This is a genomic window from Rhizobium sp. SEMIA4064 (assembly GCF_003025035.1).
Classification (GTDB): Bacteria; Pseudomonadota; Alphaproteobacteria; order Rhizobiales; family Rhizobiaceae; genus Rhizobium; species Rhizobium paranaense.
On the sequence record NZ_PYJN01000022.1, the window covers coordinates 202,459 to 226,873 of the forward strand.

The following is a 24,415-nucleotide window of genomic DNA, read 5'->3' on the forward strand; positions in this document are numbered from 1 at the left end:
TCCTCAGGGACGGAATGTCCCGGCGACAAACGTGGCTGGCCGGTCGGTGTTCCAATGCAACGATGCGTAAAAACATCGCACCGTTCCTCGGTGGGGCGCTCCGAAGCGGGCTCCGGTGCGACAAAGTCCGGCTGCATTTTTGGGCCATGGAAACAAATGATGAAACCCAGGGAAACCAAGCGCGTTGTTTTCGATACCATCTACACGCAAAGGGCAGCGACGGACCCGGTCATGAATTCTTGGGCGAAACCTCTTCTCCTCTTCGAAGTCACGCTCTTTGCCGCCGCCTCGCTTGTCCACTCCGGCGTGCTCCTTGGCAGCTATTATGCCCACACACGGGCGGCGACAGCCGAAGGGGTGATTGCGGTAGTTCTGTTTTGCGGGGTATTCGCGTGCCTTTTCCAACCGGCATGGACCCGCTCCGTGGCTCTCGCGGTCCAGAGTTTTGCCCTTTTCGCAACGCTGATCGGCGCGTTCACCATCGCCATCGGCATCGGCCCACAGACAACGGCAGACCGTGTCTTCCACCTGCTCCTGCTGCTGGTACTGATCTCAGGCTTTGTCGCCACCTTCCGATGGAACAGTCCGGTAGAATGAATGCAACCAGGGCAGCGAATCTCGGTTCGACTTCGCCCGCATCAGCCACCGCGATCGCAACCCTCCAGGGTCTCAAATCAGTCTCAATTGAAGTTCAGGCCTCGACATCAGAGCCCCAGACGGATCACGGACAGAGCCTGAATGAAACGATTGATGATTTTGCCGATCGCGATGCTGTCGCTTCTGCCTGTCCCGGCTCTTGCCCACCCGCATATATTCATCGACGCCAAGTTCGAGGTGGTTGCAGCACCGGACGGCTCGATCGCCGAGCTTCGCAATGTCTGGCGTTTCGACGAGGTGTTTTCCTCGTCAGTGCTGCTGGATTTCGACAAGAACGGCAACATGACGCTGGATACCGGTGAGCTGAAGGCCGTGGGCAAGACGGTCAGGAATTCGCTTGCGCAGTACAACTACTACACAAACGTCACCAGCAACGGCAAAGCGGTCGCGATGGCGAAGCCCGAGACGATACAGGCGGACTATAAGGACAACGCCCTGATACTGACCTTTTCACTGAAACCAGAGCAGAAGACCTTCCTCAAGGGAACCACGATTTTCGGCATTTACGACACGACGCTTTATACGGCGGTCGATTTCGCCACCGATAGCGACATGGCTACCTCCGGCGAGGCATTTGCCCGCTGCAAGCGCAAAGTGGTGCGGCCCAACCCGAAAGAGATCATCGCCCAGAACCAGGCCACACTCACCAGCATGTTTTTCAACGACCCGATGGGAACGAATTATTCACAGCTCGTGGCGACGAGGCTGGAAGTCCAGTGCTGAGATTGCCGCTGGCCTGAGGAACCGTCCCTTTCGCCGGACTGCGTGTGCCGAAACACAATCCCCTGACCCTGTTTCGGGCTAAGGGATCATGCGCTATCACACTGCCAATGTCCTACATAACGGGACGGACGCTTGATACCGTTGTCTTGCCGGCTTTTGTCGTGGAATAGTTGACCCGGACCTTCTCGCCGGCCTTGAAGCGTTCCACTTCAATCTTCTCCGGCAGCCTCACGACCTTTCCGCTCATCAGCGTAATCGAGTCGCCTTTTTTGTCGACGCTCTTGATCGTATCGGTAATTCCCTTTGCAAAGGCTCCCGTCGACGACGCGACCGCAAATATTGCCGCTGCGATGATGACTGATCTTTTCATCTTCCTGATCCTTTTCGAGTTGATTCATTGTTTTGACTCAACGAGTCATTCGCGCCGTGAGAGGCGACAAATCCAACGTGAACTCGCAATTTTGCAGCGAGATTGCCTGGAACATACGGATGCGTAACCTCGCGGGCAGAGACCGCTTGGCGAGACCGAAATGACCGGCGACCGCGCCAACCTTACGAAACCGTATCCTGGCGGCAAAGCCGCCGTAGAGGCACCGCGCTAGATCGCTTGCTCACCGGCTGAGAACATTTCGCCGGTCGATCAATTTGGGCCTGCCGGCCCGCAGGAGCAAAGGAATCTTCCATGAAAAAGATCATCGCCGCCGCCATTCTCACCGTCATTGCAAGCATCGGCTTCGTCGTATCCGGAGCTCACGCCGCCGCCACACCCTGCGAAGAGATGTTGAAGGATATGCGCACAGCCAAGGCAACGGCCAAGCTCAGCGATGCCGATATGACAAAGGTCAACGACCTCGAAGCCAAGGCTATCGAGCGCTGCAATGCCGACGACGACACCCGCTCCGACAAGTTTCTGGCCGACGCCATGAAGATCATGGGCAAATAAGCCGCAAACACCTGGAGAAATCCGATGACACATACTCACACGGCGCCGGTTCAGCAGAACCGGGTTCCCGAGGTCACTATCGATTTCTGGCTGATCAAGCTGATGGCCGTGACCATGGGCGAGACGGCTGCCGACTATCTTGCCGTTAATCTCGGCCTCGGCCTCACCGTCACTTCCCTATTGATGACCGCAGTACTGATTGTCGCCCTGGTGTTTCAGTTTGCACAAAGGCACTACGTTCCGCCCTTCTATTGGGCAGCCGTCGTTCTCATCAGCATCGTTGGCACGCTCGTTTCCGACAATCTCGTCGACAATTTCGGGGTCGCACTTCAGACCACGGCCATCGCATTCACGATCGCGCTCGCTGTGACCTTTGCGGTCTGGTATGCGGTCGAGAGGACATTGTCGATCCACTCCATCTTCACGACGCGCCGGGAAGCCTTCTACTGGCTCGCCATCCTGTTCACCTTCTCTCTCGGAACGGCCGTGGGCGATTTGGTGGCCGAAGTCTTCGCGCTTGGCTATCTCACCACCGGCATTCTCTTCGGAGGCATCATCGCGGCGATTGCGGTTGCCTATTTTGTCTTCAGAATGAACACCATCCTGGCCTTCTGGCTTGCCTATATTCTGACGCGGCCGCTCGGAGCCTCGTTCGGCGATCTGCTGTCGCAGCCGCAGGAATATGGCGGCCTGGGTTTCGGCACGATCGTCACCAGCCTGCTGTTCCTCGCCGTGATCGCCTGCCTGGTGATCTACATGACCATTGCCCAAAAACCTACGGATCAGGAGCCTATGGAGGCGGAGCTCGGAGAGTCCCGGGAGATATGACCTGCTGCGCTTCAGGTTGGTGAAATGAGTTTGCAGTAATCGATATATTCGCACTCGCCAGTCGCCATGAGACGCCGGCGGACGGCGGACAAACCCGCTTTCAAACGGCGCCATTGCCGAAATAGGAACAGATCGTTTCATGCGCATATTGCTCATAGAAGACGACATCAAAATCGGGGAATTCGTCTCGCGCGGGCTGCGGGAAGCAGGGCACGTATGCGACATGCTGTCGGATGGGCAGGATGGACTTTTCCATGCCATTCGCGAGACCTATGACATCTTTATCATCGACCGCATGTTGCCCGGTCTCGATGGCCTGTCAATCATGCGGTCGATGCGCGCCGCCGGCGTCAAGACGCCTGCGCTTTTTCTAACCGCGATCGCAGGCATTGATGACCGGGTGGAAGGTCTCGAGGCCGGCGCCGATGATTACCTCGTCAAACCCTTCGCGTTTTCCGAACTTCTGGCGCGGGTCAACGCGCTCGCCCGCCGTCCGCCCACCGTTTCCGAAAAGACCATGCTGCAGGTTGCCGACCTGACGATGGACGTGATGAAACGCCGTGTCACCAGGGCCGGGGTCGAGATCGAACTGCAGCCGCGGGAATTCACGCTTCTGGAGGTGCTCGCCCGCAACGAAGGCAGGGTTCTCACCCGAACGATGCTCCTTGAACGTGTATGGGATTTCCACTTCGATCCGAAGACCAGCGTGGTCGAAACGCATATCAGCAGGCTGCGCGGCAAGATCGACAAGCCGTTCGACGTACCGCTCCTTCATACGATCAGAAACACTGGTTATTCGTTGCATGCGCCGCGATAGCATTCTGCGCAGCACATCGTTTCGTCTGGCGCTGATCTTTTCGCTGATGTTCATCAGTGCTTTCATAGTGACAGGCTTGATCGTCTATCAGCTTGTCAAATGGGAACTTCAGCAGCGTCAGGACCAGACGATACAGGAGACCTTTGCCGTGATTGCCGCAGCCTACGGCGATCAGGACATCCAGGACCTGCTGGATACGGTTGAGACCTACGCCAAGGCAAGCGACGACCGCCAGCGCGTATTTTCGCTCGTCGATCCCTCGGGAAAGATTCTTGCCGGCAATATCCCCGACCTCAAATTTCCGGAGGGCTGGAGCGACGTTGACGGCGACAAGATGCAATTACAAGGGGACCAGCAATACCGGATCTTCTCCGGCACAGTCGACGAAAATCGCCTGACCGTGGGCCTCAGTCAGAGGGAAACCAAAAACATTGAAGCAATCATGCTGCAAAGCTTCGGCTGGGCCTCGATCATCGTCCTGCTACTTGCAATTTTCGGCGGCGGATTGATTGCTCTGCGCGTGCAAAGGCGTTTTGGCGCCGTTCGAAGCACGATGGAACATGTGGCGCGTGGAAACCTGGATGCGCGCGTTCCAATCGTCGGACGCGGCGATGACGTCGATCTGCTGTCCTATGACATCAACGACGCCCTTGCCCGCCTTGCGGCGACCGTCGATGGAATGCGCCAGGTCAGCACCGATATAGCCCATGACCTGAAATCCCCGCTCAACCGCCTCAAGATGACCGTCGACGAAGCCCTCGCGAAACAGGAAACGGGCATGATGGTGGTTCAGGAACTTGAGGCCGCGAGTTCGGAAGCCGACCGCATCAACGAAACTTTCGAGGCATTGCTGCGGATCGCACAGATCGAAGCGGGAGCCCGAAAGTCCAGATTCGGCAAGGTCGATCTCGGCGATATGCTGCAATCGCTCGATGATATTTATTCCAGCGTCGCCGAGGACAATGGTCAAAGGCTCAGAACCAGCCTTGACCAGCCGCACGAGGTCATTTGGGGCGATCGGGAGCTCCTGACCCAGATGTATGCCAATCTCATCGAGAACGCCATTCGCCATTGTCCGGTCGGGACCGATATCGTGGTCCGGAGTGAAGCAGATGCCAAAACGATCATCACGAGTGTCGAAGACAACGGCCCCGGCATTCCCGAACACGAGCACGACAACGTCTTCCGCCGCCTCTACAGGCTGGAAAAAAGCCGTACATCCAAAGGAAGCGGGCTTGGTCTCAGCCTGGTAAAAGCCATCGCTGACCTCCATGGCGCCGGGATCCTGGTGGAGAACTGCAGACCTGGGCTGCGAATAAAAATCGTTTTTCCGAGGATCGGTCCATGAAGCCTCAAAGAGGTTACAACACGTTTCCCGCAAATTGTACAAGCCGTTCCAACCGCCAAATGGATGCAGCCATCGTCGCTCAAGTTTTTTCTATTTGTATAACATCAGGTTGTGTTAGTAATGCCGCCGGGGCAATCCGCCTGCAAATTGGGCGATTACGAACGGGTGTCGGCAGGGTGTTCAGCGTCAACACATCTTTGTTCAACAGGTTCTCGGCGTTTGCCGGGATGGCTTTGCTGGCGACATCCGCAGCCGGCGCGCTTCCGGCACTGGCGCAGGAAGCGGCGAAGTCTGATTCAACCACCTGGGTCGTGACGCTCGGCGGCACGGTGGAATACGGACCTTCCTACGAAGGATCTAAGCATCTTTCTTTCAGCGGCATGCCATCTTTCGACGTCCATCGCCTTGGTGAAACACAGGACTACAGCGCCCCGGACGACAACATCGACTATAGCCTGTTCGAGGTCGGCGGCATCGAAGTCGGCCCGGTCGTCGGCCTGAGAAGCGGGCGCTCGGCATTCGACGATTCTCATCTGGACGGGCTGCGCAGGGTTCGCTGGAATTTCGATGCAGGCGCGTTCGCGCAATATTGGCCGATGGAAAATCAGTTGCGGGTGCGGGCCGAGACGCGCCAGGCGCTCTGGGGCGGCGATGGTCTCGTTGCCGATCTGTCGCTCGACTGGTTCCAGCCCGTCGGAGACAGTTGGCTTCTCTCCGTAGGCCCGCGCATGTCGCTGGCGAACTCCACCTACATGAGCAACAATTTCGGAATCTCCGAAAGCGAGGCGGCGAAAAACGGTCATATCAACGCCTTTGACGCCGGCGGTGGCCTGAAATCCGTCGGCTTTACGGTCGCGGCGACCTATACGTTCTCGCCCGCCTGGAGCGTGCAGGTCTATAACAAATACAGCCGTTTGGTGGGCGATGCCGCCGACAGCCCGATCACCTCGCAGATCGGTTCACCCAACCAGAACGTTATCGGCTTTACGCTCAACAGAACGTTCGACGTTCGATTTTGAAGCTTGCTCCACTTCGCTGCGGGCGATGTAGTCCCGCGTGACGGGGACAATGTCGTTGCGCTTGCTGATCTGGATCTGGAAGACGACGAGATCTTCGTAGCGGAACGCAGCCTCTGCGGTCGAAAGATAATATTCCCACATCCGACAGAAGCGCTCGTCATAGAGTTTCGTCACCTCGGCCCAACGCGCCATGAAGCGCTCGCGCCAGTTGGCGAGCGTCCAGGCATAGTGCAGGCGCAGCACCTCGACATCGGTGATCGTCAATCCCGCTGCCTCGACTTCCGGTACGATCTCCGAAAGTGCTGGAATATAACCGCCGGGGAAGATGTATTTGTCGAGCCAGGGCGTGGTGAAGCCGGGCGTCGCCGAACAGCCGATGGTGTGCAGCACCATGATGCCATCATCCTCCAGCAACTCGGCGCATTTGCGAAAGAAGGTCCGATAGGATGCCAGGCCGACATGCTCGAACATGCCGACCGAAACGATCCTGTCGAAATGGCCGGTCAGGCTGCGATAGTCCCTGAGCGCGAACTGAACTTCCGCCAGCGATCCGTCCATCGCGCCCGGCACCCGTTTCGAAGCATACTCGTGCTGCTCTTCGGACAGGGTAACGCCGAGGACATAGCCGCCCGGCGCCTGCTCGGCTAGGTGCCGGGCAAGACCGCCCCAGCCACAGCCGATGTCGAGAATGCTGTTGTCCGGCTCGATCGACAGCTTGGCGGCCAGATGCCTTTTCTTCGCCAGTTGCGCCTCTTCCAGCGATTGGTCGGGATGCTCGAAATAGGCGCAGGAATATTGCCGATCCGGATCCAGGAAAAGCTCGTAGAGCCGGCCGTCGAGATCGTAGTGATGCGCGACGTTTGTCTTGGAACGCCCCGGCAGATTGCGGTGACGGAAAATCCGCAGCCTCGTGCGGATATGATCTATGACGCGAGCAATGAGCGGATGCGTGCTATTCTGCGCCTCCCGCAGCATCATCGCGACGAAATCGTAGAGCGAGCCCTGTTCGACGAGGAAACGGCCATCCATGTAGAGCTCGCCGAGCCGCAGGTCGGCATCGACAAGGAAAGCCCACTCAGCGCGGGTATCCGCGAAGCGGACATGGACCGGCTGACCGGCGCCGTCGCCAAACGTCAGGACGCGGCCAGCGGCCGTCGTCACCGTCAGAGATCCCCTTGTCACGATATGCGACAGCGCGCGTTTCAGGCTCCAGTCCGCAAGGCCGGACAAGATGCCGACGCCCTTGTTTTGGCGATGGTCTTCAGCTTGCAATCGGGACATCACTTATCCTTACCCGTGTCGGTACTGAGCGAACCGTGCTTTGAACCCCAGTCATTTTGCTCGGACGGTTCACCCGCGGCGCTTGCGATCAGCCAGACGCCCGTCAGGATCAACCCGCTGCCGATGACCTGCAGGCCCACCACCGGTTCGCCGAAGACGAACCAGCCGGTGGCGATGATCAAGACGTAGCTGATGCCGGAAAGGGGGAAGGCCCGGCTGAGATCAAGCTCGGAAAGCACATTCATCCAGATGAAGAAGCAGAGGATTTCCGCAGCGATCGCCGCCAGGATCCAATGCGACGCCAGCGCCTGCCACAGCCAATCCGCTCCGGCAGCAGCGTCCAATTGCGCGGCCCCGTGCTTGATGAAGAATTGGTACAGCGTGTTCAACACCGGCACAGCCAGCCAGGATAAGCGCATCGACATCTACTCAACCACCTCATCTGTCGAAAACAGCGGAGACACCAGCCGCAATATTTTCTGAAGAACGGGATTGCGATGGCGAAAGAACATCGCATTGGCGGTGAGAGTGCTGCCGAGCCGCACCTTGTTCTCATAATAGGCCTGGCCGCTCTGGTAACGGCCTATGCCGTGTTCCAGGCAATAACGCAGATTGGTGAACCAGCTCAGGAAATAGAGATTGTAGGGTCGGCCCTCTTCGCCATCCATGCAGAAGAATTTATCGATGGCGACGCGCCCGTCATGGACGATCAGGTTGGCGGCAAGGAGCCTGTCCTCGACGAAATAGAAGGCGCAGAAGGAACGACCTTCCATGCGCGAGAGAATTCCCTCGAAATAGCCGGCCGTCAGCTCCTCGAACTGCCATTCGCTGCGATTACGGGTATCGTGGTAGAGCCTCATGACCTCAGGCAGGAAATCGCCGAAATCCGTGCGGATCTCGACCCTGACCTCCCCAAAGGATTTCAACTTGCGGCGCATGTCCTTGCGCGTGCCCGAGGAGAGCCGGGCGAGATATTCGTCGATCGTCTTGAAATCGATATCAAGCCAGGCGGTCGGCAGGCCGCCGATCATGGCGTAACGGCGGGCGGAGAGTGGGCCATCGAGCGCGGGGACAATCGGCTGGGGAATATCCTTCAGGCCCATCAGCGCGCAGTCTTCCGTCGCCGCAAGCTGTTCGAAGAACGACAGCAGCTCCGCAAACAACGCTTCGCGGCGTTCCAGCGCCACATCAGGATGAAAGCCGACCGCGCCCGTTTCCGTGCAGGGCGAGCCGAGACAGGCAAGGCGCAGCGTCAGGAAGCCCGGGAAGCGTTGCCGCACGCGACGTACCATCCTGCGCAGCGCGCCCTCTTCCAGAGTCGTGTCCAGCGCATAGGGGCAGAGGAAAGCCGGCATGGCGGCGCTGACCCGCCCGTCTTCGACGATCGTGATATAGCGCCATTCGAAGCCCTCGATGCCGGCCTCCTCGATGGCCAGCAGGCAATCATAGTCCTCGACCTGATCTTGAAAGCACGCGTTCCAGGCATCGCGGCCGATGGCGCGAATGCTGAAATGCACCTCGGCGACGGGATCGCGGACCGGTGCCGGCGAAAGGCTAGGCAAGGGCTGTGACATGGCTCGTCTCGAAGAAATCTGCGGTGAAGTCGGCTACCTGCCGATGCTGACGGTCGACATGGATCATATGGTAACTATCCTTGATCCATCTGAGTTGGTGCGGACCGCCGATATGGTCGGAAATATAGCGGGCATGCCGGGGATTGCTGAGGTCGTCGTCCTCGGCGTGCAGGATCAGCGTCGGCGTCTTGATCTCCGGCAGTCTGCCCCTGAGGGCCTTGCCCAGCCGATGCATCTCGACGAGCCCCCTGCCGGGGAATTTCTCAAGAACACCCTCACCCCCCATGGCTTCGATCAGCTTGCGCATCCGCTCGTCCTTGATCCCGAGAGATGCGGTCTCGCGAAAATTGAGGCGGTCGAGAAAAGGAATGCGGGATAGCCAGCCGATTTGCGACGACAGCAGCGGATAATAGAAAGGAACGTCCCACCCGTCATAATGAAAGCACGGGGAATAGATGGCCACGGCGCGGATCGTATCGGGGCGGCTTTCGGCCGCCAGCATCGAAAGCTTGCCACCGACGCAGATACCGGCGGCAAAGACCTGCTGCGTTCTCTGCGCGAGCAATTCCGACGCCTGCACGACGCTCTCCAGCCAATCCTCCCATCGCGTGCGCCGCAACGTACCAGCGTCGACGCCATGGCCGGCCAGCAGCGGCGCATAGACGCTATAGCCCTTGCGATGGAGATGGCGGGCGACCAGCTTCATTTCCGCCGGAGCCCCCGTCAGTCCGTGAACAAGCAGCACGCCTTTGTCATTCGAGCCTTCGAGAAAAAAGCTCAGTCCATCAGCCTTCATGATGCGAAAGCTCCGCCTGCCGATTTTCCTTGGCCATGAAGCCAAGCGCGTGGCAGGTGCTGATGACGTGCGTGCCGGCCTTTTCCTGCTCTTCCCTGATCTGCTCGTGCAGCGTGCGCAGTTTCGTCCAATGGGTCCGCGGCCGGTAATGGTGCTCGGCGTGATAGCCGTTGCCGAACCACAGCCAATTGTAGAACGACTTGTGGCTGCTGACGCCCCAGGCGATCGGCTCGTCCGGATCGCCATGCAGATGCTCATAATAGCCGTTGAGCGACGACAGGCAGTTGCCGAAATAATAGAAGGGCACGAAGAACAGCACGGCCTTCCAGTCGTAGATCAGTGCAATCGCAGCAAGGCCAAGGAAGAAGAAGAGCTCGAAACGGCCCCAATTCGCATCGAACGGACGGTTGCGAGCGATGGCCTTATGGATATCGCCGAGGCTGTCACGGAAGAAGCTCAGAAGCGTGTAGGACCACACATTCTCCGGCTCGCCGTTGCGACCGTGGCGATAGATCGACAGCAGATCGATCGTATCGCCCTTTTCATCCGGCCGGTCGCTGTTGCCGGAGTGATGGCGCATATGCACCCAATGATAATAGGTCTGCGAGAAGCCGATCGCGACCGATTCCAGCAGGCTGAACGCATAGTTCATCCAGCGCGGCTTGAAATAGGGCGTGTGGATGAAATTATGGGATATGCTGTTGATATTCCACGAGATCGACACGGCATACAGGCAGCCGAGGACAGCCGAAAGCCACAATGGCCGGCTTTCGAAACCGACGATCAGGTAGATGTCGAAGACGAGATGCGCCGCAGCGGCCAGAACCGGCACGACGTCCCATCTCGAGTGCGCGAAGATTTTCATAGTCCGGTTACTCCCACACAAGCCACGCCGGCGGTCACGAGGAACACACCCGTCGCGTGGCGGAGGTTGATATTTTCTTTGAAGACCAAGGCTCCGGCGAAGACGATGACGACATAGCTCAGCGCCATCAGCGGAAAGGCGATGGATAGGGGGACGTGCTCAAGCACCGCGGTCCAGGCCAACAGCTCCACCGCCCAAAAGAAGATGCCGAGCCATGTCACGGGCTTGGCCAACGCCGAAAGCAAGGTGTTTTGGCTTGCGGACTGCTTGAAGCAGACCTCGCGCGCCGTTTCCGCCAGCACGCAGAAAAGGATCAGGCCAAGCATGGGAAGGGTCAGGCTGCCGCTCATGCCATGTACTCCGCCAAGACCTCCAGCAGCGCGTGGTTGGCGGCACTGTTGATGTTTCTGATCGCGTCGGCCTTCGGCCGGATATGCGGCTGATCGATAAAAATCTCGGCCCTTTTCAAAAGCCTGGTTTGCAAGCTGCCGGCATAGTTCGGGGCGGAGTAGTCGCCGATGACGTCTGCGCCGATAATGCGATGGCGGTTGCCGATTTCGCTGATCAGCGCCAGGAGATAGGGCAACCGCATGCGCCCCTGGTCCCAGTTCGTCACGGCGTCGTCCGCGGCCAGCACGTCCTTGTCGATCGTCAGATAGACGGCTTCGGTACGAATCCGGCTCAGCATCCGGTCGATGAAATTTTCCTCGCCGATCTCGGAGATGGATTTCCAGTGCAAGGCGCCCTTTTCCTGCCGATAGCTGGCGCCGCTGCCGTAATCGGCCAAGACCCGGCTCGGCGGATGTTCATAGGGATAAAGTTCGAGCTTGCCTTCGCCGAGCCAGTGCAGGTTGGCACCCTTGCGCTCCGGGCTGCGAAGGTCGTGGCTGCAAACACCGATGGTAATGACCTTCTGGATATTGCGGTTGGCAAGCGCACTGTTGACCCAGGATCCGCAATGCATGCCACCATTGAAGGTCACCCAGTCCGGGTGGTTGTCAAAATGAATGAGCGTCGCCGACACGGATTGCCGCTCCAGCGCCCCGTCAAGAAGCAGCGCCGTTATGTGATGAAAGTCGCCCGAGCCCATGAAGCAGAGCTGCGGATCCTTGCCGACTGCCGGCGTGTTCCGCACGATATTGCGGCTGAGTTCGGAAAGCGCCGTCTGCTTGCTCCAGAGACGGACCGCCTTGCCGCTTGCTTTATCGACATATTGGCACGCGCCCGCAAACTTGCAGGCGCGCACGAAATCTGGTTGCAACTCCAACGCATCATCGAGATGAAGAAGAAGGAGTTGCACCGACTTACCTCCGGGCCGCGCGCGTGAGAAGCTGATCGAGCAGTGCAATCGCCAGATCGATCTCCTCGCGGGTGATGAGCAGGTTCGGCGCAAAGGTGATGACGTTCTTGTGGTAGCCGCCGACGTCGAGCACGAGGCCGTACATCTTGGAACCGACCTGAATGTCGCCCTTCATGCCCTCGTCGCAGAGCCAGTCCATCGTCGCCTTGTCCGGCGTGTAGCTGTCGTCCTTGCAGATCTCCATCCGCAAGGCCAAGCCGAGACCGTCGACTTCGCCGACAATGGCATGGCGCTTCTGCAACTGTTTCAGCCCATCGAGGAAATAGGCGCCCTTGGCCATGATGGCCGCGCCGAAATCCTCCTCTTCCAACATCTTCATGGTTTCGAGAGCCACGGCGGTCCCCATCGGGTTGCTGGCGAAGGTGGAATGTGTCGAACCGGGCGGGAAGATCTCTGGATTGATCATCTCTTCCCTTGCCCAGACGCCTGAAAGCGGGTTGAGCCCGTTGGTGATCGCCTTGCCGAAGACGAGAGCATCGGGCGAAACGCCGAAATGCTCGATCGACCAGAGCTTGCCGGTGCGGTAGACGCCCATCTGAATTTCGTCGACGACGAGCAGGATGCCGTGATCGTCCAGCACCTTCTTCAGTTCGACGAAGAAGTTCATGGGCGGAATGACGTAGCCGCCTGTGCCCTGGATCGGCTCGATGTAGAAGGCGGCATATTCGGACTTGCCGGCCTTCGGGTCCCAGACGCCGTTGTATTCGCTCTCGAACAAGCGGGCGAACTTCTGGACGCAGTGATGCCCGTATTCTTCCTTCGACATGCCCTTCGGGCCGCGGAAATGATAGGGGAATTCAACAAACTGCGCGCGGTCGCCGAAATGGCCGTAGCGGCGGCGGTAGCGGTAGCTGGAGGTGATCGCCGAAGCGCCGAGGGTACGGCCGTGATAACCGCCTTCGAAGGCGAACATCAGGCTCTTGCCGCCGGTGTAGTTGCGCACCAGCTTCAGCGAATCCTCGACGGCCTGCGAGCCACCGACGTTGAAATGGACGCGGCCCTTGTGGCCGAATTTGCTCTCGGCATCCTGGGCGATCATCGCCGCAAGCTCCACCTTTTCACGGTGCAGATATTGCGAAGCGACCTGCGGCAGCCGGTCGAGCTGACGGTGTGCGGCGGCGTTCAGGCGTTCGTTGCGGTAGCCGAAATTGACGGCGGAATACCACATCTGCAGATCGAGGAACGGCGTCCCGGCCTTGTCGTAGACATAAGAGCCTTCGCACTCCTCGAAGAATTTCGGCTTTGCTGTGTAGTGGACCGTATCGCCATGGGAGCAATAGGTCTCTTCAAGGACACGCAACTCCGCCTCAGATTTGACGTGCGACTCCATCTCGCCACTGAAGGCTTCGACTACATTGGTTTTCATTAAATGCCTCTTGATCTAGTTCATGCGATCTTGGATTGCAGCAGCGCGCGGGGTCCCCGGGCGACGCTCGGAAGAATGGCTTTCATCTTTGGAAGCAGGTCGACGAAGCTTTCGAAGCCGACATAGGGAATGCCCTGGTCCTCGCAATAATCGGCGAGCTTGGCTTTTGCGAAGACAAGGTCGACCTTATCGGAAACACAGAAATCGCTTCGCCCATCGCCGATGTAGATCTGCAGTTCGGTGCCTTTGACAACCCGGCATTTGCAGACGCCTGAACCGGACATGCATCCGGCTGCCGTAAGCGACGGAGAAAGAGAATACAATTCTCGGCCATGAGCGAAGCGATAGGTGAGGACGTTGGCGATTATCCGCAGGTCGTCGATGCCGTGACGCGCCAGGATGTGGCGAATGAAATAGTCGACACCGTCGCTGACGATCGTCACCGGCAAATCACTGCGGTTGCAGTATGAGAGAAAGTCCTCAAAGCCGGGGTCGATGGACACCTCGTCCAGGAGAGCATTGAGATCTTTCCGGCTTGCCTGCACGAGGGCAATCTGCCGGCGCATGCACTCGGCCGACCCGATCAGCCCGCGTTTCCACTGCTGTTCTATATCTTCCCATTCGGAGCCGGCGAAACGGGATAACACCATATCCGTCGCGTCTTCGATGGATATGGTTCCATCAAAATCGCAAAACACCTGCATGAAAATATCCCTTCGCCTTATCCTGAAGTTGCGTTTAACAACGACGGATGAGCCAGGCATGAGGGCAGGATGATGCGAAAATGAAAAATGGAGCGGCTCAAGATTCCGTGAAAAGCTGAACCCGTCCAGCTATGAGAATCGCATATTCAAGGGAAGGTGCAGAGGGCGCTTTATGGGTTTTTGGGCAGCCGCAGGTCGACCCGCAGGCCCGTGCCCCAACGCGGCGTCGATAGCTGGATGGATGCAGCAAGTCGGTCAGCCGTATCGGCGACGATCGCAAGACCGAGGCCAGACCCTTCGGTGTGGAGCGTATTAAGCCGGTAGAATCGCTGGAAGACCGCCGCCCGCTCATCGGGTGGAATGCCGGGTCCGCTATCGCTGATCGATATCCGCCAGAGTGCGCTTTCGGAGGAGATCACCACTTCGATCTTGCCGCCGACGGGCGTATATTTGATGGCATTGTCCAAAAGGTTGCCGATCATCATGCGCAGCAGCGATTCATCTGTTTTGACCTGCGCCGTCTCGTCGCCATCAAGCAAGACATCGAGCTGCCGGCTGGTGATGATATTGCCGAATTCCGCCAGAACCGACGCCACAATATGATAGAGCGTGACGGACGTCGGATTGAGGGGATGGTGGCTTACCCTGGCAAGCCGCAGCAATTGCTCAATCAGATGTATGGCGCGATTGTTGCTGGCCACGAGATCGGCGATGATCGTCTGCCTCTCCTGCTCGCTGTCGCTGTTGCCCAGCATCTGCAGCAACAGCTTCACGCTGGCCTGCGGAGTGCGCAATTGATGTGCCGCAAGGTCAGAGAAGCGCCGCTCGAGTGTCAATGAATGACCGAGTTTTTCGAGAAGCTGGTTGATTGAGCGGCCGAGCGGCAACAGGTCGCGCGGCAGATCTTTGACAGGGATGGCGGAGAGATCGTCGGGCGACCGGGTGCGGATCTGGCGTACCAGCCCATGGATCGTGCGCAAGCCGCTGTTGATGCCGAGCCAGATGAGAAAGCCGATGACCGGCACGAGAACAAGCAGCGGAAAGAAGAGATTGAGCAGGATGTTGGAGACAAGCGTTTCCCGCAGGGCAATCTTTTCGCCGATCTCCATGACGATGGTCGTGTTCGGTATCGGCAGCGAATAGACGCGCCACTCCTCTCCACGGTAGGTAATGGTGGTGAAGCCGACCTTCTGCTGCGGCACGTCGGACATGAAGGCCGTGCTGCTGTAAAAGCGGATGCGGCCATCCACCCAGGCGCGAAACATGTGAGCGTCGGCATAATCGTCAGCGTCCTCGTTGAAGGCTAGCTGATTGTCCATGTTGAAGTCGATATCGTCGATCTTCTTCGGAGAGCGGTCGGGCGATAGTTCCAGAGGGCGGCGCAGCAAGCTCCAGATAACGTTCGCATCGTCGATGAGCTGGGCATCGTAGATATTGTTGATCTCGCGCGTCGCACTGTTGAACGCGAAAGCGCCGATCACCACGATCGTCACCACCACGACCGGCGCGATCCTGAAGAAGAGTTTGCGGGTTAGTGTGGAGGTGCTCATCGCTCGATCATGTAGCCGACGCCGCGGATCGATTTGATGAAATCGGTGCCGAGTTTCTTGCGCAGATTATAGATCGTCACCTCGATGGCGTTGCTTTCGACGGTGTTCTCGGCATCGTAGAGCGCATATTCGATATCATTCTTGGTCACGTATCGGCCGCTGCGCTCCATCAGCAGCTTCAGCAGATGGAATTCCTTGGCGGTGGTATGGACCTGCGCATTGCCCTTGCGGGCGACCATCGCCGATGGGTCGACCTCGACATCGCCGCATCGAATGAGGCTTTCGGTCCGCCCGTCGCGGCGGCGGATCAGCGCGCGCAGGCGGGCAAGCAGCTCGTCAAGATCGAACGGCTTGACCAGGTAATCGTCGGCGCCCTCATCAAGCCCTTCGACTTTCTGCCGTACCGCATCCAGCGCTGTCAGCAGCAGAACCGGCACCGCATTGCCCCGCTGCCGAATGCCTCTCAGCACCTCCATGCCATTGAGCTGCGGCAGGTTGATATCGAGAATGACCGCCGCAAAATGCGAATGCTGTGCGGCTTCGAGACCGGACTCGCCATCGCGCATCCAATCGACGCCGTAGGCATGCTTCTCCAAAGCCTTCTTGAGGGATGATCCAAGAATATTGTCGTCTTCAACAAGCAGAACACGCACGGTCGATCTCGTCTGGTCAACGGGGATTATGAAGCCGATGTGAACCGCAATTGAAGCGGCCTTGTGGCAGAGGTATAATGTGATGCTTGAGTTCAGCAAGACCTGCAAGAGCCTATCCGAGCTGCTTCCTAGTGTCCGATTGTCTTTCCCATCTCTTCCCCGGCGTCAGGCCATACCCAGAGACGCTTGCTTTTTATGTCCTGTCCGTAGATCGCGGACGGAGCTGAGGATGCCGGGATATGAAAACGCTCGCTCTTGTCATTCCGTCGCTCATCTCCGTCACCTTCGCCCTTGCCTTCACCGTCTTGGGCGCCAACGCCGCAACCACGGGAAACAACAATTCCGCCCCATGCGCGAAAATGGTGGACAGCATCAATGAGGGCTTGAAGACATCGACGGTTAGCCCCGCCGACAGAAAGCGGGCACGCGAACTGGTGGCCGAAGGTCTCAAGCGCTGCAAGGCCGACGACTATTCCGGCGCCGACAGCTATTTTCTCGAAGCTTTGAAGATGCTGCACAAGTAACACATCCGGCAGTCTCGCCGGCCGGATCGTCATCGCCCGGGACCTGAGCAGCTACGCCGCCGATCATCCAGACCCCAATCTCCGCATCGACGCCGCCAGCACGTCGAAAATGCGGGCATCCGTCGATTGCGCGACATTGAAGCGGAGGAAATTGCTTGCCGTATCCCTCTGGCTGAAGGCGTTGCCGGGCGCCAGGATGATGCCTTCGGCAAGGCAGGCGCGGGCGATGCCAGTGGCATTCAGGCCCTCCGGCAGCCGGCACCAAAGGAACATGCCGGCCTGCGGCTTCAGCCAAGGCGTGATGCCGATTGCCTCCAATCGGGAGATGGTTTCGCTCATGGCCTTGGCAAGCCGGACCCGCAGCGCCTCGATATGCTTGCGATAGCCTCCGTCCTTCAGGGCCGCAAACAGCAGCTCAGCCCCCAATTGGCCGCCGCTGAAGTTGGTGGCGATCTTCAGATCGACAAGGCTGTCGATCCAATCCTGCCGGGCCGCGATGAAGCCGCACCGGACCGAGGCCGACAGCGTCTTTGAAAAACTGCCGATATGGATCACCCGATCGAGCCCGTCATAGGCGGCAAGCCGTGGCGCTGGCATGTGCTCGAAATCGGCGAAAATATCGTCTTCGATAATGATCAGGTTGGAAGCGTCCGCCAGCTTCAACAGGCGATGCGCCGTCACCGGCGACAATGCGGCACCGGTCGGGTTGTGAACGGCAGAATTGGTGATGTAGAGGCGCGGCTTATATCTTTCGAGCGCCTGAGCGAACAGCTCGATATCCGGCCCCGTCGGCGTGAAGGGCACGCCGACGATATTGGTCCTATGCGCCCGCAAGAGGGCGTGGAAATTGAAATAGCAGGGATCGTCGACCAGCACGGTATCGCCGGGTTCGAGCAGGAACCGGCAGAGAAGATCGATGGCCTGTGTGCCGGATTCCATGAGCATGACCTGATCGGGCGACGCGGTGATACCGTGCTCACCCATGCGCCGAGCCAGAAGCTGCCGCAAAGGCGGCAGACCGAGCGGCGTCCCATAGTTGGTGAGAATGCCGCTGCCGCCGTTTCGCGCCAGGCTTCGCATCGCGCGACGCAACGCCTCCTCCGGCATCCAGGAGGGCGGAAGCCAGCCGCAGCCGGGCTTCAGAACACCGTCGTCCACCTCGAGCGATTGCCGCGAAATCCAGAGCGGATCGACATCGCGTTCGAGCCGGGGAGCGATCTCCGACAGAGAAAGCGGCGCAAGCGGCCCGCAGACGTAGAAACCCGAACCGGGCCGCGAGCGGATGACGCCCTCGGCCGCCAGCCGTTCATAGGCTTCGACCACGGTGGAAACAGACACCTGCATCGTCTTGGCGAAGCTGCGCACCGAAGGAAGCCGCGCACCCGGCGCCAGGCTGCGCGCGGCGATACGATCCGCAATCGCCGCCATCACACCCTGGATACGCGTGCCGCTGGCCGCTTTCATGACGATGACATCGTTCATCCGTACTGCACCTCATACCATAACAGTTTGCGGAAATTGTACTGCACCGTCTCTGGAATGACCAGCCGACTTCGTCGATACCGGCTAGCAAACTTGGAGCATCGCAATGGACAAGACGACAAGCGGCTGGATCTACGGAATGACGGGCGTGCTGATTTTCAGCGGCTCATTGCCGGCAACACGGGTGGCGGTCATGGATTTCGATCCCGTCTTCCTGACGGTCGCCCGCGCCGCAATCGCCGGCATTCTGGCGCTGTGCCTGCTGCTTGCCTTTCGGGAGAAACGGCCCGTTCGCAGCGATATCATCCCCCTTGCCGTCGTGGCATTGGGCTGCGTCGTCGGCTTTCCGCTGCTGACGGCGCTGGCGCTCAAGCATGTCACTTCGGCGCATTCGATCGTCTTCATCGGATTGCTGCCGCTGGCCACGGCCATATTCGGCGTATTGCGCGGCGGCGAACGGCCGCGGCCGGCCTTCTGGCTATTTTCCGCCATCGGCAGCGCCATCGTCTGCGGCTATGCGCTCGCCCAGGGTATCTCCGCCTCGCCGGTCGGCGATCTGCTGATGCTGGCGGCAATCCTCGTCTGCGGGCTCGGCTATGCCGAGGGTGCGGTGCTGTCACGCCGGCTGGGAGGTTGGCAGGTTATTTCCTGGGCATTGGTCCTGTCGCTGCCGGTCATGATCGCGCTTTGCCTGTTCACCATGCCGCAGGCGATCGGTGGCATCGGCGAGCCAGCCTGGATCGGCCTGATCTATGTCTCGCTCTTCAGCATGCTGATCGGCTTCGTCTTCTGGTATCGCGGACTGGCACAGGGCGGCATTGCTGCCGTCGGGCAATTGCAGTTGCTGCAGCCCTTCTTCGGCTTGGCGCTCGCCGCCACGCTGCTGAAGGAAAGCGTCAGTTGGTCAATGCTTGCGGTGACCCTTGGCGTTGTCTGCTGCGTCGTCGGTGCAAAGAAATTCGCGCGATAGCCTCTTGAAGGCGCTGAACTCACTCTTGCTCTTATAAACCGATCGGTCTAGTGTGGCTACATCGGTCTAAAAGGAGCAAGCCATGGCCACCCCACTCGTGCCGCCGTTCACCCGCGAAACCGCGATCGCCAAGGTCCGCCTAGCTGAAGACGGTTGGAACAGCCGCGATCCTGAACGTGTCTCGAAGGTCTATACCGAAGACAGCCAGTGGCGGAACCGCGCCGAATTTCCGCGCGGCCGCAAGGAAATCATCGAATTCCTCACCCGCAAATGGGCCAGGGAGTTGGATTACCGGCTGATCAAGGAGCTATGGGCCTTCGACGGCAATCGCATCGCCGTGCGTTTCGCTTATGAATGGCACGACGACAGCGGTCACTGGTTTCGCTCCTATGGCAACGAGAATTGGGAATTCGACGCTGACGGCCTGATGCAGCGCCGTTTCGCCTCGATCAACGACATGCCGATCAAGGAAGAAGATCGGAAATTCCATTGGCCGCTCGGTCGCCGCCCGGACGATCATCCGGGACTGTCCGATCTCGGGCTCTAAGACGAAGGCGATGACACGCACCATCTTCGAAAAATCGGATGCCATAACCCTCGTCGCCGAAGTCTTTCGCGAACTCGGCTACGAGGGCGCATCGATGAGCAACATCACGGCGCGCACCAGATTGTCGAAAGGCAGCCTCTATCATTTCTTCCCCGGCGGAAAGGAGGAGATGGCGGCGGAGATCATGGCCAACATCGACGCCTGGTTCGTCAACGAGATGTTCAAGCCGCTCGAAGAGGACGACCCGCGCGCCGCCATCGCCCGCATGTGGGAGACGACAGACACGTATTTCCGCTCCGGCCGCCGCATCTGCCTCATCGGCGCCTTCGCACTCGACGAAACACGCGACCGTTTCGCAGGCGCGATCCAGGCCTATTTCTACCGTTGGATCGAAGCGCTTGCCGGCGCTTTGATGAGAGCATGCGTCACGACGGCGGAAGCAAATGCGCTCGCCGAAGAAGCGGTTGTCGGCATCCAAGGCGCGCTGACACTCGCGAGAGCGCTCGGGGACGATGGGATTTTCGGGCGGACGCTTCAAAGGCTGAGGGAGCGGGTGGAGGCTAGGTTGACCTGAGCTATGCACTCAACCTACCGCTTGCATATTCTGCTAGCATCCTCTATATTGCTAGCATAAATAGCAAGCAGATCAGAACTTTTGCCGCGGTTTTCAGAAACCCGATATCTGGCACGATTGATTGGGCCGATATCGAAAGTCTTCTCATCGCAACAGGCGCAAATGTCATCGAAGGAAGTGGCTCGCGCGTGAAGTTCGAAAAAGATGGCGCGGTTGCGAGCTTTCATCGCCCCCATCCGGACAAGGAAGCCAAGCGATATCAAGTTCGTGATGCCAGAGAATTTCTGATCCAAATCGGAGTAAGGCCGTGAACACCATGAGTTACAAGGGCTATCACGCCCGCATCGAATATGACGATGAAGATGAAATCTTTTTCGGCAAGATCGCCGGCATTTCCGACGTTATCGGCTTTCATGCCGAAAGCGTCACCGAACTTAAGAGAGCCTTTCACGAGGCAGTCGATGATTATGTCGCTACGTGTCATCAGATTGGTAAGGAGCCGCAAAAGCCCTATTCCGGCAAGATGATGTTCAGAGTTGACCCGGAAGTTCATCGTCGTGCCGCCATGGCTGCCGAGCTTTCCGGCAAGAGCCTGAATCAGTGGGCGGAAGAAACCCTTGAAAAAGCCGCCGAGCAGGCAGGTCAGACTCGACGGGCCGGATAAGTTTCCAGAACCAAACTCGGCTTCCCGCTAAGCCAAACAACAGGATGTCTCATGCTCGGTAAGACGAAAAGCGCGCGAGCATTTACTGTCCCGCCAATTGCCGCCGCACGCGCTGCGGATACCACCCCGTAAATCTTACCGCACCGGCAAGCGCCGCCCTCGCGGCGCGCCAGGCGCTTATGGCCGCCGTCCAGGCCCGCACATCAGACACATCGGCATCGCCGCTGAAGATGGCGGCACAGGCGACGGCCCTCTGGTCACTGGTGCATGGCTTCGCTATGCTCCGGCTAGAGGGACGTCTGAACGGCATGATCAGATCGCTTCCCGGCGACGAAACGGCCGATGGTTTGCTGGACGCAGTGCTCGCGGCTATTCGTCTTGTCGATGATTGAGCTTTCTGGAGGCGGCCGCCTGCCGGTATATCCGGCGGACGTTTCCATCTTAAACAATCGTCCACAAAAGCGTGGCAGCATCAATCATCTTTGATTTGCAACTGTCCGAGCTCTTGTGCTCAGCAGAAACGGGGGGCGCCGAGGAGATGGATCAGACAATGCTGCAACAGACCAACGAAGCCGACGATGTGCTGATCGATCGCTTGCAACGTTCAGCCTTCGACTATTTCATGCTCTACACCAATCCGGAAAACGGGCTGGTGGCGGATACGTCGATCAAGACGAGCCACTGCAGCATCGCCGCCGTTGGTTTTGCACTGTCGAGCTACCCCGTCGCCGTCGAACGCGGCTGGATCAGCCGCGCGGAAGCGGCAGAGCGCGTGCTGACCACACTCAATTTCTTTGCCGAAAGCCAACAGGGCGAAGAACGCGGCGCCACCGGTTATCGCGGCTTCTACTATCACTTCCTCTATATGGCGACCGGCAACCGCGCCTGGAACAGCGAACTCTCGACCATCGATACCGGCCTTTTCCTGATTGGCGTCTTGACGGCGGCTGCCTATTTCAACGGCCCCGACCAGGACGAAGTGGACATCCGTAAGCAGGCGCAGTTTCTCTACGAGCGCTGCGATTGGCATTGGGCCCTGAACAAGGGCCAAACGATCAGCATGGGCTGGAAGCCGAGCAGCGGTTTCCTGCGCTGGCGCTATCAGGGCTATGACGAGGCGATCTTCCTTTATGTGCTGGCGCTCGCTTCGACCACCCATTCCGTGCCGTCCTCGAGCTACGACGCCTTCGCCTCGACCTATACCTGGATGATGTTCAAGGACACGCCCTATCTCTATGCCGGGCCGCTGTTCATCCATCTCTTCTCGCACGCCTGGATCGATTTTCGCGGCATTGCCGACCGGCATGTGGCCGACAAGGATACGGATTATTTCCGCAACACCCAGACGGCCATCGCCGTTCAACGCGATTACACCGACCGCAACCCCGGCCACTTCATCGGCTATGCTAAGGACATCTGGGGGCTCTCGGCCTGCGACGGCCCGAACCCGACGGGCACCAAGCACAGCCGGCGTTACAGCCCGAAGGTTCTCGGCTATGCCGCCCGCGGTGCGCCGCTCGGTCCCGACGACGGTACGATTGCGCCCTGGGGGCCGCTATCCTGTCTGCCGTTCGACCGCAAAGCCGCGCTCGATGGCACCAGGGCTATCCTTGCCACCTATCCGAACCTGTTGCTGGACGGCCGCTTTCCCGGTGGCTTCAACCCGAGCGTCAGGGGTCCCGGCCCGGAAGGCTGGGTCGACGACCGTTCGGTTGCCATCGATCAGGGCCTGCTCGTCATGATGATCGAAAACGAACGCACCGGGCTGATCTGGAACCTGATGCGGCAATCGCCGATCCTGCGCCGCGGCCTGGAACGCGCCGGCTTTACCGGCGGCTGGCTGGACGAAAAGCAGGCAGCGCCGGCGATCGCCTGAGCTTTGGATCGCGGGTGAACGTCAGGCATCTCTATCAATGTCGCAGCCATGTGCCTGGCCCCTCACCCTAGCCCTCTCCCCGCAAGCGGGGCGAGGGGACGATCGAGTCAAGCAAATACCCTCTCACGCGTACAAGCCTCATGCATGTAGCGCCTTGTTTGCGCGATAGCTCCCTCGCCCCGCTTGCGGGGAGAGGGCTGGGGTGAGGGGCCGTGCACAAGAGCGCGGCAAAAAATACATTCACCCGACCATCACCGTCGGCGGTTCAAAGCCTCTCTATCGCGGCAATCACTGCGTCCTCGACGTCGATGCCCTCACTTAGCGCAAGACGCCGCGCCGTCTGCCCGCGCCGACCCGGCAGGCGGACATTGGGATCTTGGGTGATCTCGCTTGCCAGCAATGCCAGCCGCTGCGCCGTGTCGACGGCGCTCGTGGCTGCCGGATTGATCGCGATGATCATATGGCCGAGTGCCGGAGGCGCCCCTTGATCATCGAAGAGCGAAGAGGACTCGAAGGCATAATTGGCACCGGTCAGGCCAGCCGCCAGTATCTCGACCATGAGGGCGAGGGCTGCTCCTTTCGAATCGCCAGCGGGAATCATCGTGCCGGCCAAGGCTTCTTCGGCATTGGTGGTCGGCTTGCCGCTGTGGTCGAAGGCCCAATCCGGCGGGATCGGCACCCCTTTCTGCCGGGCGGCCATGACCTTGCCGCGCGCCACTTTCGAAAGCGCTAGATCGATCACGATCGGCTCGTCATCGGGAAGCGGCGCGGCAAAGGCGATCGGGTTGGTGCCGAAGACAGGTCTTTTGCCGCCCCAGGGCGCCATGGAAGCCGGGGCATTGGCAACCATCAGGGCCACCAACCCCTGATCGGCAAAACGCTCCACGGTGAGGCCCATGACGCCGGCATGATGCGAACGGCTGATGGCCGCGAGCGCAATCCCCTGCTCGCGGGCAATGACCGAAAGCTCGGCAACGGCAAGGTCGAGCGCCGGATAAGCATAGCCGTTGCCGGCATCGATGCGCAGCACAGCAGGATAGGGCCGAACGAGCTGCGGCTTGGCGAAGCCGTCGGTCTTGCCGATCTTTGCCTGTGCGGCATAGGCGGGCACGCGGCGCAGACCGTGCCCACTCTGCCCGGCCGCCTCCGCCGCCACGAGGGCAACGGCCACCGAACGGGCGTTTTCGGGACTGACCCGATTTCGCCGCAGCGCCTCAGCAACCAGCGTTTCGGCCTCGGCGAGCGACAGATACATGGGGAGGAACCTTGGAACGATTAAGGAGGGCGAAAGCGA

The 24,415-nt window shown here is 59.2% G+C and carries 29 protein-coding genes; 15 read left to right on the plus strand and 14 right to left on the minus strand.

Going from position 1 to position 24,415, the window contains the following annotated elements; all coding sequences use genetic code 11:
• Positions 1 to 159: 159 nt before the first annotated feature.
• On the plus strand, positions 160 to 597 hold the full coding sequence (locus C9E91_RS18225) for a hypothetical protein (RefSeq protein ID WP_245407524.1): 438 nt from the start codon (positions 160 to 162) through the stop codon (positions 595 to 597).
• A gap of 141 nt (positions 598 to 738) precedes the next feature.
• Complete coding sequence (locus tag C9E91_RS18230; RefSeq protein ID WP_107109676.1) at positions 739 to 1,380, plus strand: DUF1007 family protein; 642 nt, start codon at positions 739 to 741, stop codon at positions 1,378 to 1,380.
• A gap of 112 nt (positions 1,381 to 1,492) precedes the next feature.
• Here the strand turns inward: C9E91_RS18230 and C9E91_RS18235 are convergent, their stop codons facing one another.
• Positions 1,493 to 1,750: a DUF1344 domain-containing protein gene (locus C9E91_RS18235; protein ID WP_107109677.1), complete on the minus strand. Its 258-nt coding sequence runs from the start codon at positions 1,748 to 1,750 to the stop codon at positions 1,493 to 1,495.
• A gap of 312 nt (positions 1,751 to 2,062) precedes the next feature.
• Here C9E91_RS18235 and C9E91_RS18240 point away from each other — a divergent pair, with 312 nt between their 5' ends.
• From C9E91_RS18240 to C9E91_RS18260, 5 genes are all read left to right on the plus strand, one after another.
• Positions 2,063 to 2,323 carry a hypothetical protein gene (locus C9E91_RS18240; protein ID WP_107109678.1) on the plus strand — a complete coding sequence of 87 codons (261 nt, stop codon included), beginning with the start codon at positions 2,063 to 2,065 and terminating at the stop codon, positions 2,321 to 2,323.
• 24 nt (positions 2,324 to 2,347) lie between these two features.
• Positions 2,348 to 3,151 carry a COG4705 family protein gene (locus C9E91_RS18245; protein WP_107109679.1) on the plus strand — a complete coding sequence of 268 codons (804 nt, stop codon included), beginning with the start codon at positions 2,348 to 2,350 and terminating at the stop codon, positions 3,149 to 3,151.
• Positions 3,152 to 3,290: 139 nt separating this feature from the next.
• On the plus strand, positions 3,291 to 3,968 hold the full coding sequence (locus C9E91_RS18250; RefSeq protein WP_107109680.1) for a winged helix-turn-helix domain-containing protein: 678 nt from the start codon (positions 3,291 to 3,293) through the stop codon (positions 3,966 to 3,968).
• Complete coding sequence (locus C9E91_RS18255; RefSeq protein WP_107109681.1) at positions 3,955 to 5,316, plus strand: sensor histidine kinase; 1,362 nt, start codon at positions 3,955 to 3,957, stop codon at positions 5,314 to 5,316. The genes C9E91_RS18250 and C9E91_RS18255 overlap by 14 nt, the downstream gene beginning before the upstream one ends.
• 227 nt (positions 5,317 to 5,543) lie before the next feature.
• Positions 5,544 to 6,335 carry a MipA/OmpV family protein gene (locus C9E91_RS18260; RefSeq protein WP_107109682.1) on the plus strand — a complete coding sequence of 264 codons (792 nt, stop codon included), beginning with the start codon at positions 5,544 to 5,546 and terminating at the stop codon, positions 6,333 to 6,335.
• Here C9E91_RS18260 and C9E91_RS18265 read toward each other — a convergent pair.
• From C9E91_RS18265 to C9E91_RS18315, 11 genes are all read right to left on the minus strand, one after another.
• Positions 6,276 to 7,616: an SAM-dependent methyltransferase gene (locus tag C9E91_RS18265; RefSeq protein WP_107109683.1), complete on the minus strand. Its 1,341-nt coding sequence runs from the start codon at positions 7,614 to 7,616 to the stop codon at positions 6,276 to 6,278. The genes C9E91_RS18260 and C9E91_RS18265 overlap by 60 nt on opposite strands.
• Positions 7,616 to 8,041 carry a DMT family transporter gene (locus C9E91_RS18270; protein WP_181316109.1) on the minus strand — a complete coding sequence of 142 codons (426 nt, stop codon included), beginning with the start codon at positions 8,039 to 8,041 and terminating at the stop codon, positions 7,616 to 7,618. The genes C9E91_RS18265 and C9E91_RS18270 overlap by 1 nt, the downstream gene beginning before the upstream one ends.
• Positions 8,042 to 9,190, minus strand: coding sequence for a GNAT family N-acetyltransferase (locus C9E91_RS18275; RefSeq protein WP_107109684.1), 1,149 nt, complete (start codon positions 9,188 to 9,190; stop codon positions 8,042 to 8,044). It lies immediately after the preceding gene.
• Positions 9,171 to 9,986, minus strand: coding sequence for an alpha/beta hydrolase (locus C9E91_RS18280; RefSeq protein ID WP_107109685.1), 816 nt, complete (start codon positions 9,984 to 9,986; stop codon positions 9,171 to 9,173). The genes C9E91_RS18275 and C9E91_RS18280 overlap by 20 nt, the downstream gene beginning before the upstream one ends.
• Positions 9,976 to 10,851: a fatty acid desaturase family protein gene (locus tag C9E91_RS18285; RefSeq protein ID WP_107109686.1), complete on the minus strand. Its 876-nt coding sequence runs from the start codon at positions 10,849 to 10,851 to the stop codon at positions 9,976 to 9,978. Before C9E91_RS18285 ends, C9E91_RS18280 begins: the two co-directional genes overlap by 11 nt.
• Positions 10,848 to 11,201, minus strand: a complete 354-nt coding sequence (locus tag C9E91_RS18290; RefSeq protein ID WP_107109687.1) for a DMT family transporter — start codon at positions 11,199 to 11,201, stop codon at positions 10,848 to 10,850. Before C9E91_RS18290 ends, C9E91_RS18285 begins: the two co-directional genes overlap by 4 nt.
• Complete coding sequence (locus C9E91_RS18295; RefSeq protein WP_107109688.1) at positions 11,198 to 12,151, minus strand: arginase family protein; 954 nt, start codon at positions 12,149 to 12,151, stop codon at positions 11,198 to 11,200. Before C9E91_RS18295 ends, C9E91_RS18290 begins: the two co-directional genes overlap by 4 nt.
• A gap of 4 nt (positions 12,152 to 12,155) precedes the next feature.
• Positions 12,156 to 13,577, minus strand: coding sequence for an aspartate aminotransferase family protein (locus C9E91_RS18300; RefSeq protein ID WP_028751404.1), 1,422 nt, complete (start codon positions 13,575 to 13,577; stop codon positions 12,156 to 12,158).
• 20 nt (positions 13,578 to 13,597) lie between these two features.
• Positions 13,598 to 14,281 (minus strand): MtnX-like HAD-IB family phosphatase, encoded by a 684-nt coding sequence (locus C9E91_RS18305; RefSeq protein ID WP_107109689.1) that lies wholly within the window; start codon positions 14,279 to 14,281, stop codon positions 13,598 to 13,600.
• A 170-nt stretch (positions 14,282 to 14,451) separates the two neighbouring features.
• Positions 14,452 to 15,831 carry a sensor histidine kinase gene (locus C9E91_RS18310; protein WP_107109690.1) on the minus strand — a complete coding sequence of 460 codons (1,380 nt, stop codon included), beginning with the start codon at positions 15,829 to 15,831 and terminating at the stop codon, positions 14,452 to 14,454.
• The gene (locus C9E91_RS18315) at positions 15,828 to 16,484 is read right to left on the minus strand and encodes a response regulator transcription factor (RefSeq protein ID WP_107109942.1); all 657 of its coding nucleotides are present in this window, start codon (positions 16,482 to 16,484) and stop codon (positions 15,828 to 15,830) included. Before C9E91_RS18315 ends, C9E91_RS18310 begins: the two co-directional genes overlap by 4 nt.
• 239 nt (positions 16,485 to 16,723) lie before the next feature.
• On the opposite strand from C9E91_RS18315, the gene C9E91_RS18320 reads away from it, so the two are divergent.
• Positions 16,724 to 17,008 carry a hypothetical protein gene (locus C9E91_RS18320; protein WP_107109691.1) on the plus strand — a complete coding sequence of 95 codons (285 nt, stop codon included), beginning with the start codon at positions 16,724 to 16,726 and terminating at the stop codon, positions 17,006 to 17,008.
• A 63-nt stretch (positions 17,009 to 17,071) separates the two neighbouring features.
• Here the strand turns inward: C9E91_RS18320 and C9E91_RS18325 are convergent, their stop codons facing one another.
• Positions 17,072 to 18,490 (minus strand): aminotransferase-like domain-containing protein, encoded by a 1,419-nt coding sequence (locus tag C9E91_RS18325; protein ID WP_107109692.1) that lies wholly within the window; start codon positions 18,488 to 18,490, stop codon positions 17,072 to 17,074.
• A 106-nt stretch (positions 18,491 to 18,596) separates the two neighbouring features.
• Between C9E91_RS18325 and C9E91_RS18330 the strand changes: the two genes are divergently transcribed.
• From C9E91_RS18330 to C9E91_RS18360, 7 genes are all read left to right on the plus strand, one after another.
• Entirely contained in the window at positions 18,597 to 19,460 is an 864-nt protein-coding gene (locus C9E91_RS18330) for a DMT family transporter (protein ID WP_107109693.1), read from the plus strand.
• An 82-nt stretch (positions 19,461 to 19,542) separates the two neighbouring features.
• Positions 19,543 to 20,007, plus strand: a complete 465-nt coding sequence (locus tag C9E91_RS18335) for a nuclear transport factor 2 family protein (RefSeq protein WP_107109694.1) — start codon at positions 19,543 to 19,545, stop codon at positions 20,005 to 20,007.
• Between the two features lie 10 nt (positions 20,008 to 20,017).
• Entirely contained in the window at positions 20,018 to 20,581 is a 564-nt protein-coding gene (locus C9E91_RS18340; protein WP_107109695.1) for a TetR/AcrR family transcriptional regulator, read from the plus strand.
• Between the two features lie 131 nt (positions 20,582 to 20,712).
• Positions 20,713 to 20,892: a type II toxin-antitoxin system HicA family toxin gene (locus C9E91_RS20015; RefSeq protein ID WP_280951179.1), complete on the plus strand. Its 180-nt coding sequence runs from the start codon at positions 20,713 to 20,715 to the stop codon at positions 20,890 to 20,892.
• Complete coding sequence (locus tag C9E91_RS18350) at positions 20,889 to 21,245, plus strand: type II toxin-antitoxin system HicB family antitoxin (RefSeq protein ID WP_107109697.1); 357 nt, start codon at positions 20,889 to 20,891, stop codon at positions 21,243 to 21,245. The genes C9E91_RS20015 and C9E91_RS18350 overlap by 4 nt, the downstream gene beginning before the upstream one ends.
• An 80-nt stretch (positions 21,246 to 21,325) precedes the next feature.
• Positions 21,326 to 21,637 carry a TetR-like C-terminal domain-containing protein gene (locus C9E91_RS18355; protein ID WP_280951180.1) on the plus strand — a complete coding sequence of 104 codons (312 nt, stop codon included), beginning with the start codon at positions 21,326 to 21,328 and terminating at the stop codon, positions 21,635 to 21,637.
• Positions 21,638 to 21,795: 158 nt separating this feature from the next.
• Positions 21,796 to 23,121, plus strand: coding sequence for a glucoamylase family protein (locus tag C9E91_RS18360; RefSeq protein ID WP_107109699.1), 1,326 nt, complete (start codon positions 21,796 to 21,798; stop codon positions 23,119 to 23,121).
• Positions 23,122 to 23,386: 265 nt separating this feature from the next.
• Here C9E91_RS18360 and C9E91_RS18365 read toward each other — a convergent pair whose 3' ends face one another.
• Positions 23,387 to 24,376 (minus strand): Ldh family oxidoreductase, encoded by a 990-nt coding sequence (locus C9E91_RS18365; RefSeq protein ID WP_107109700.1) that lies wholly within the window; start codon positions 24,374 to 24,376, stop codon positions 23,387 to 23,389.
• Between the last annotated feature and the right edge of the window lie 39 nt (positions 24,377 to 24,415).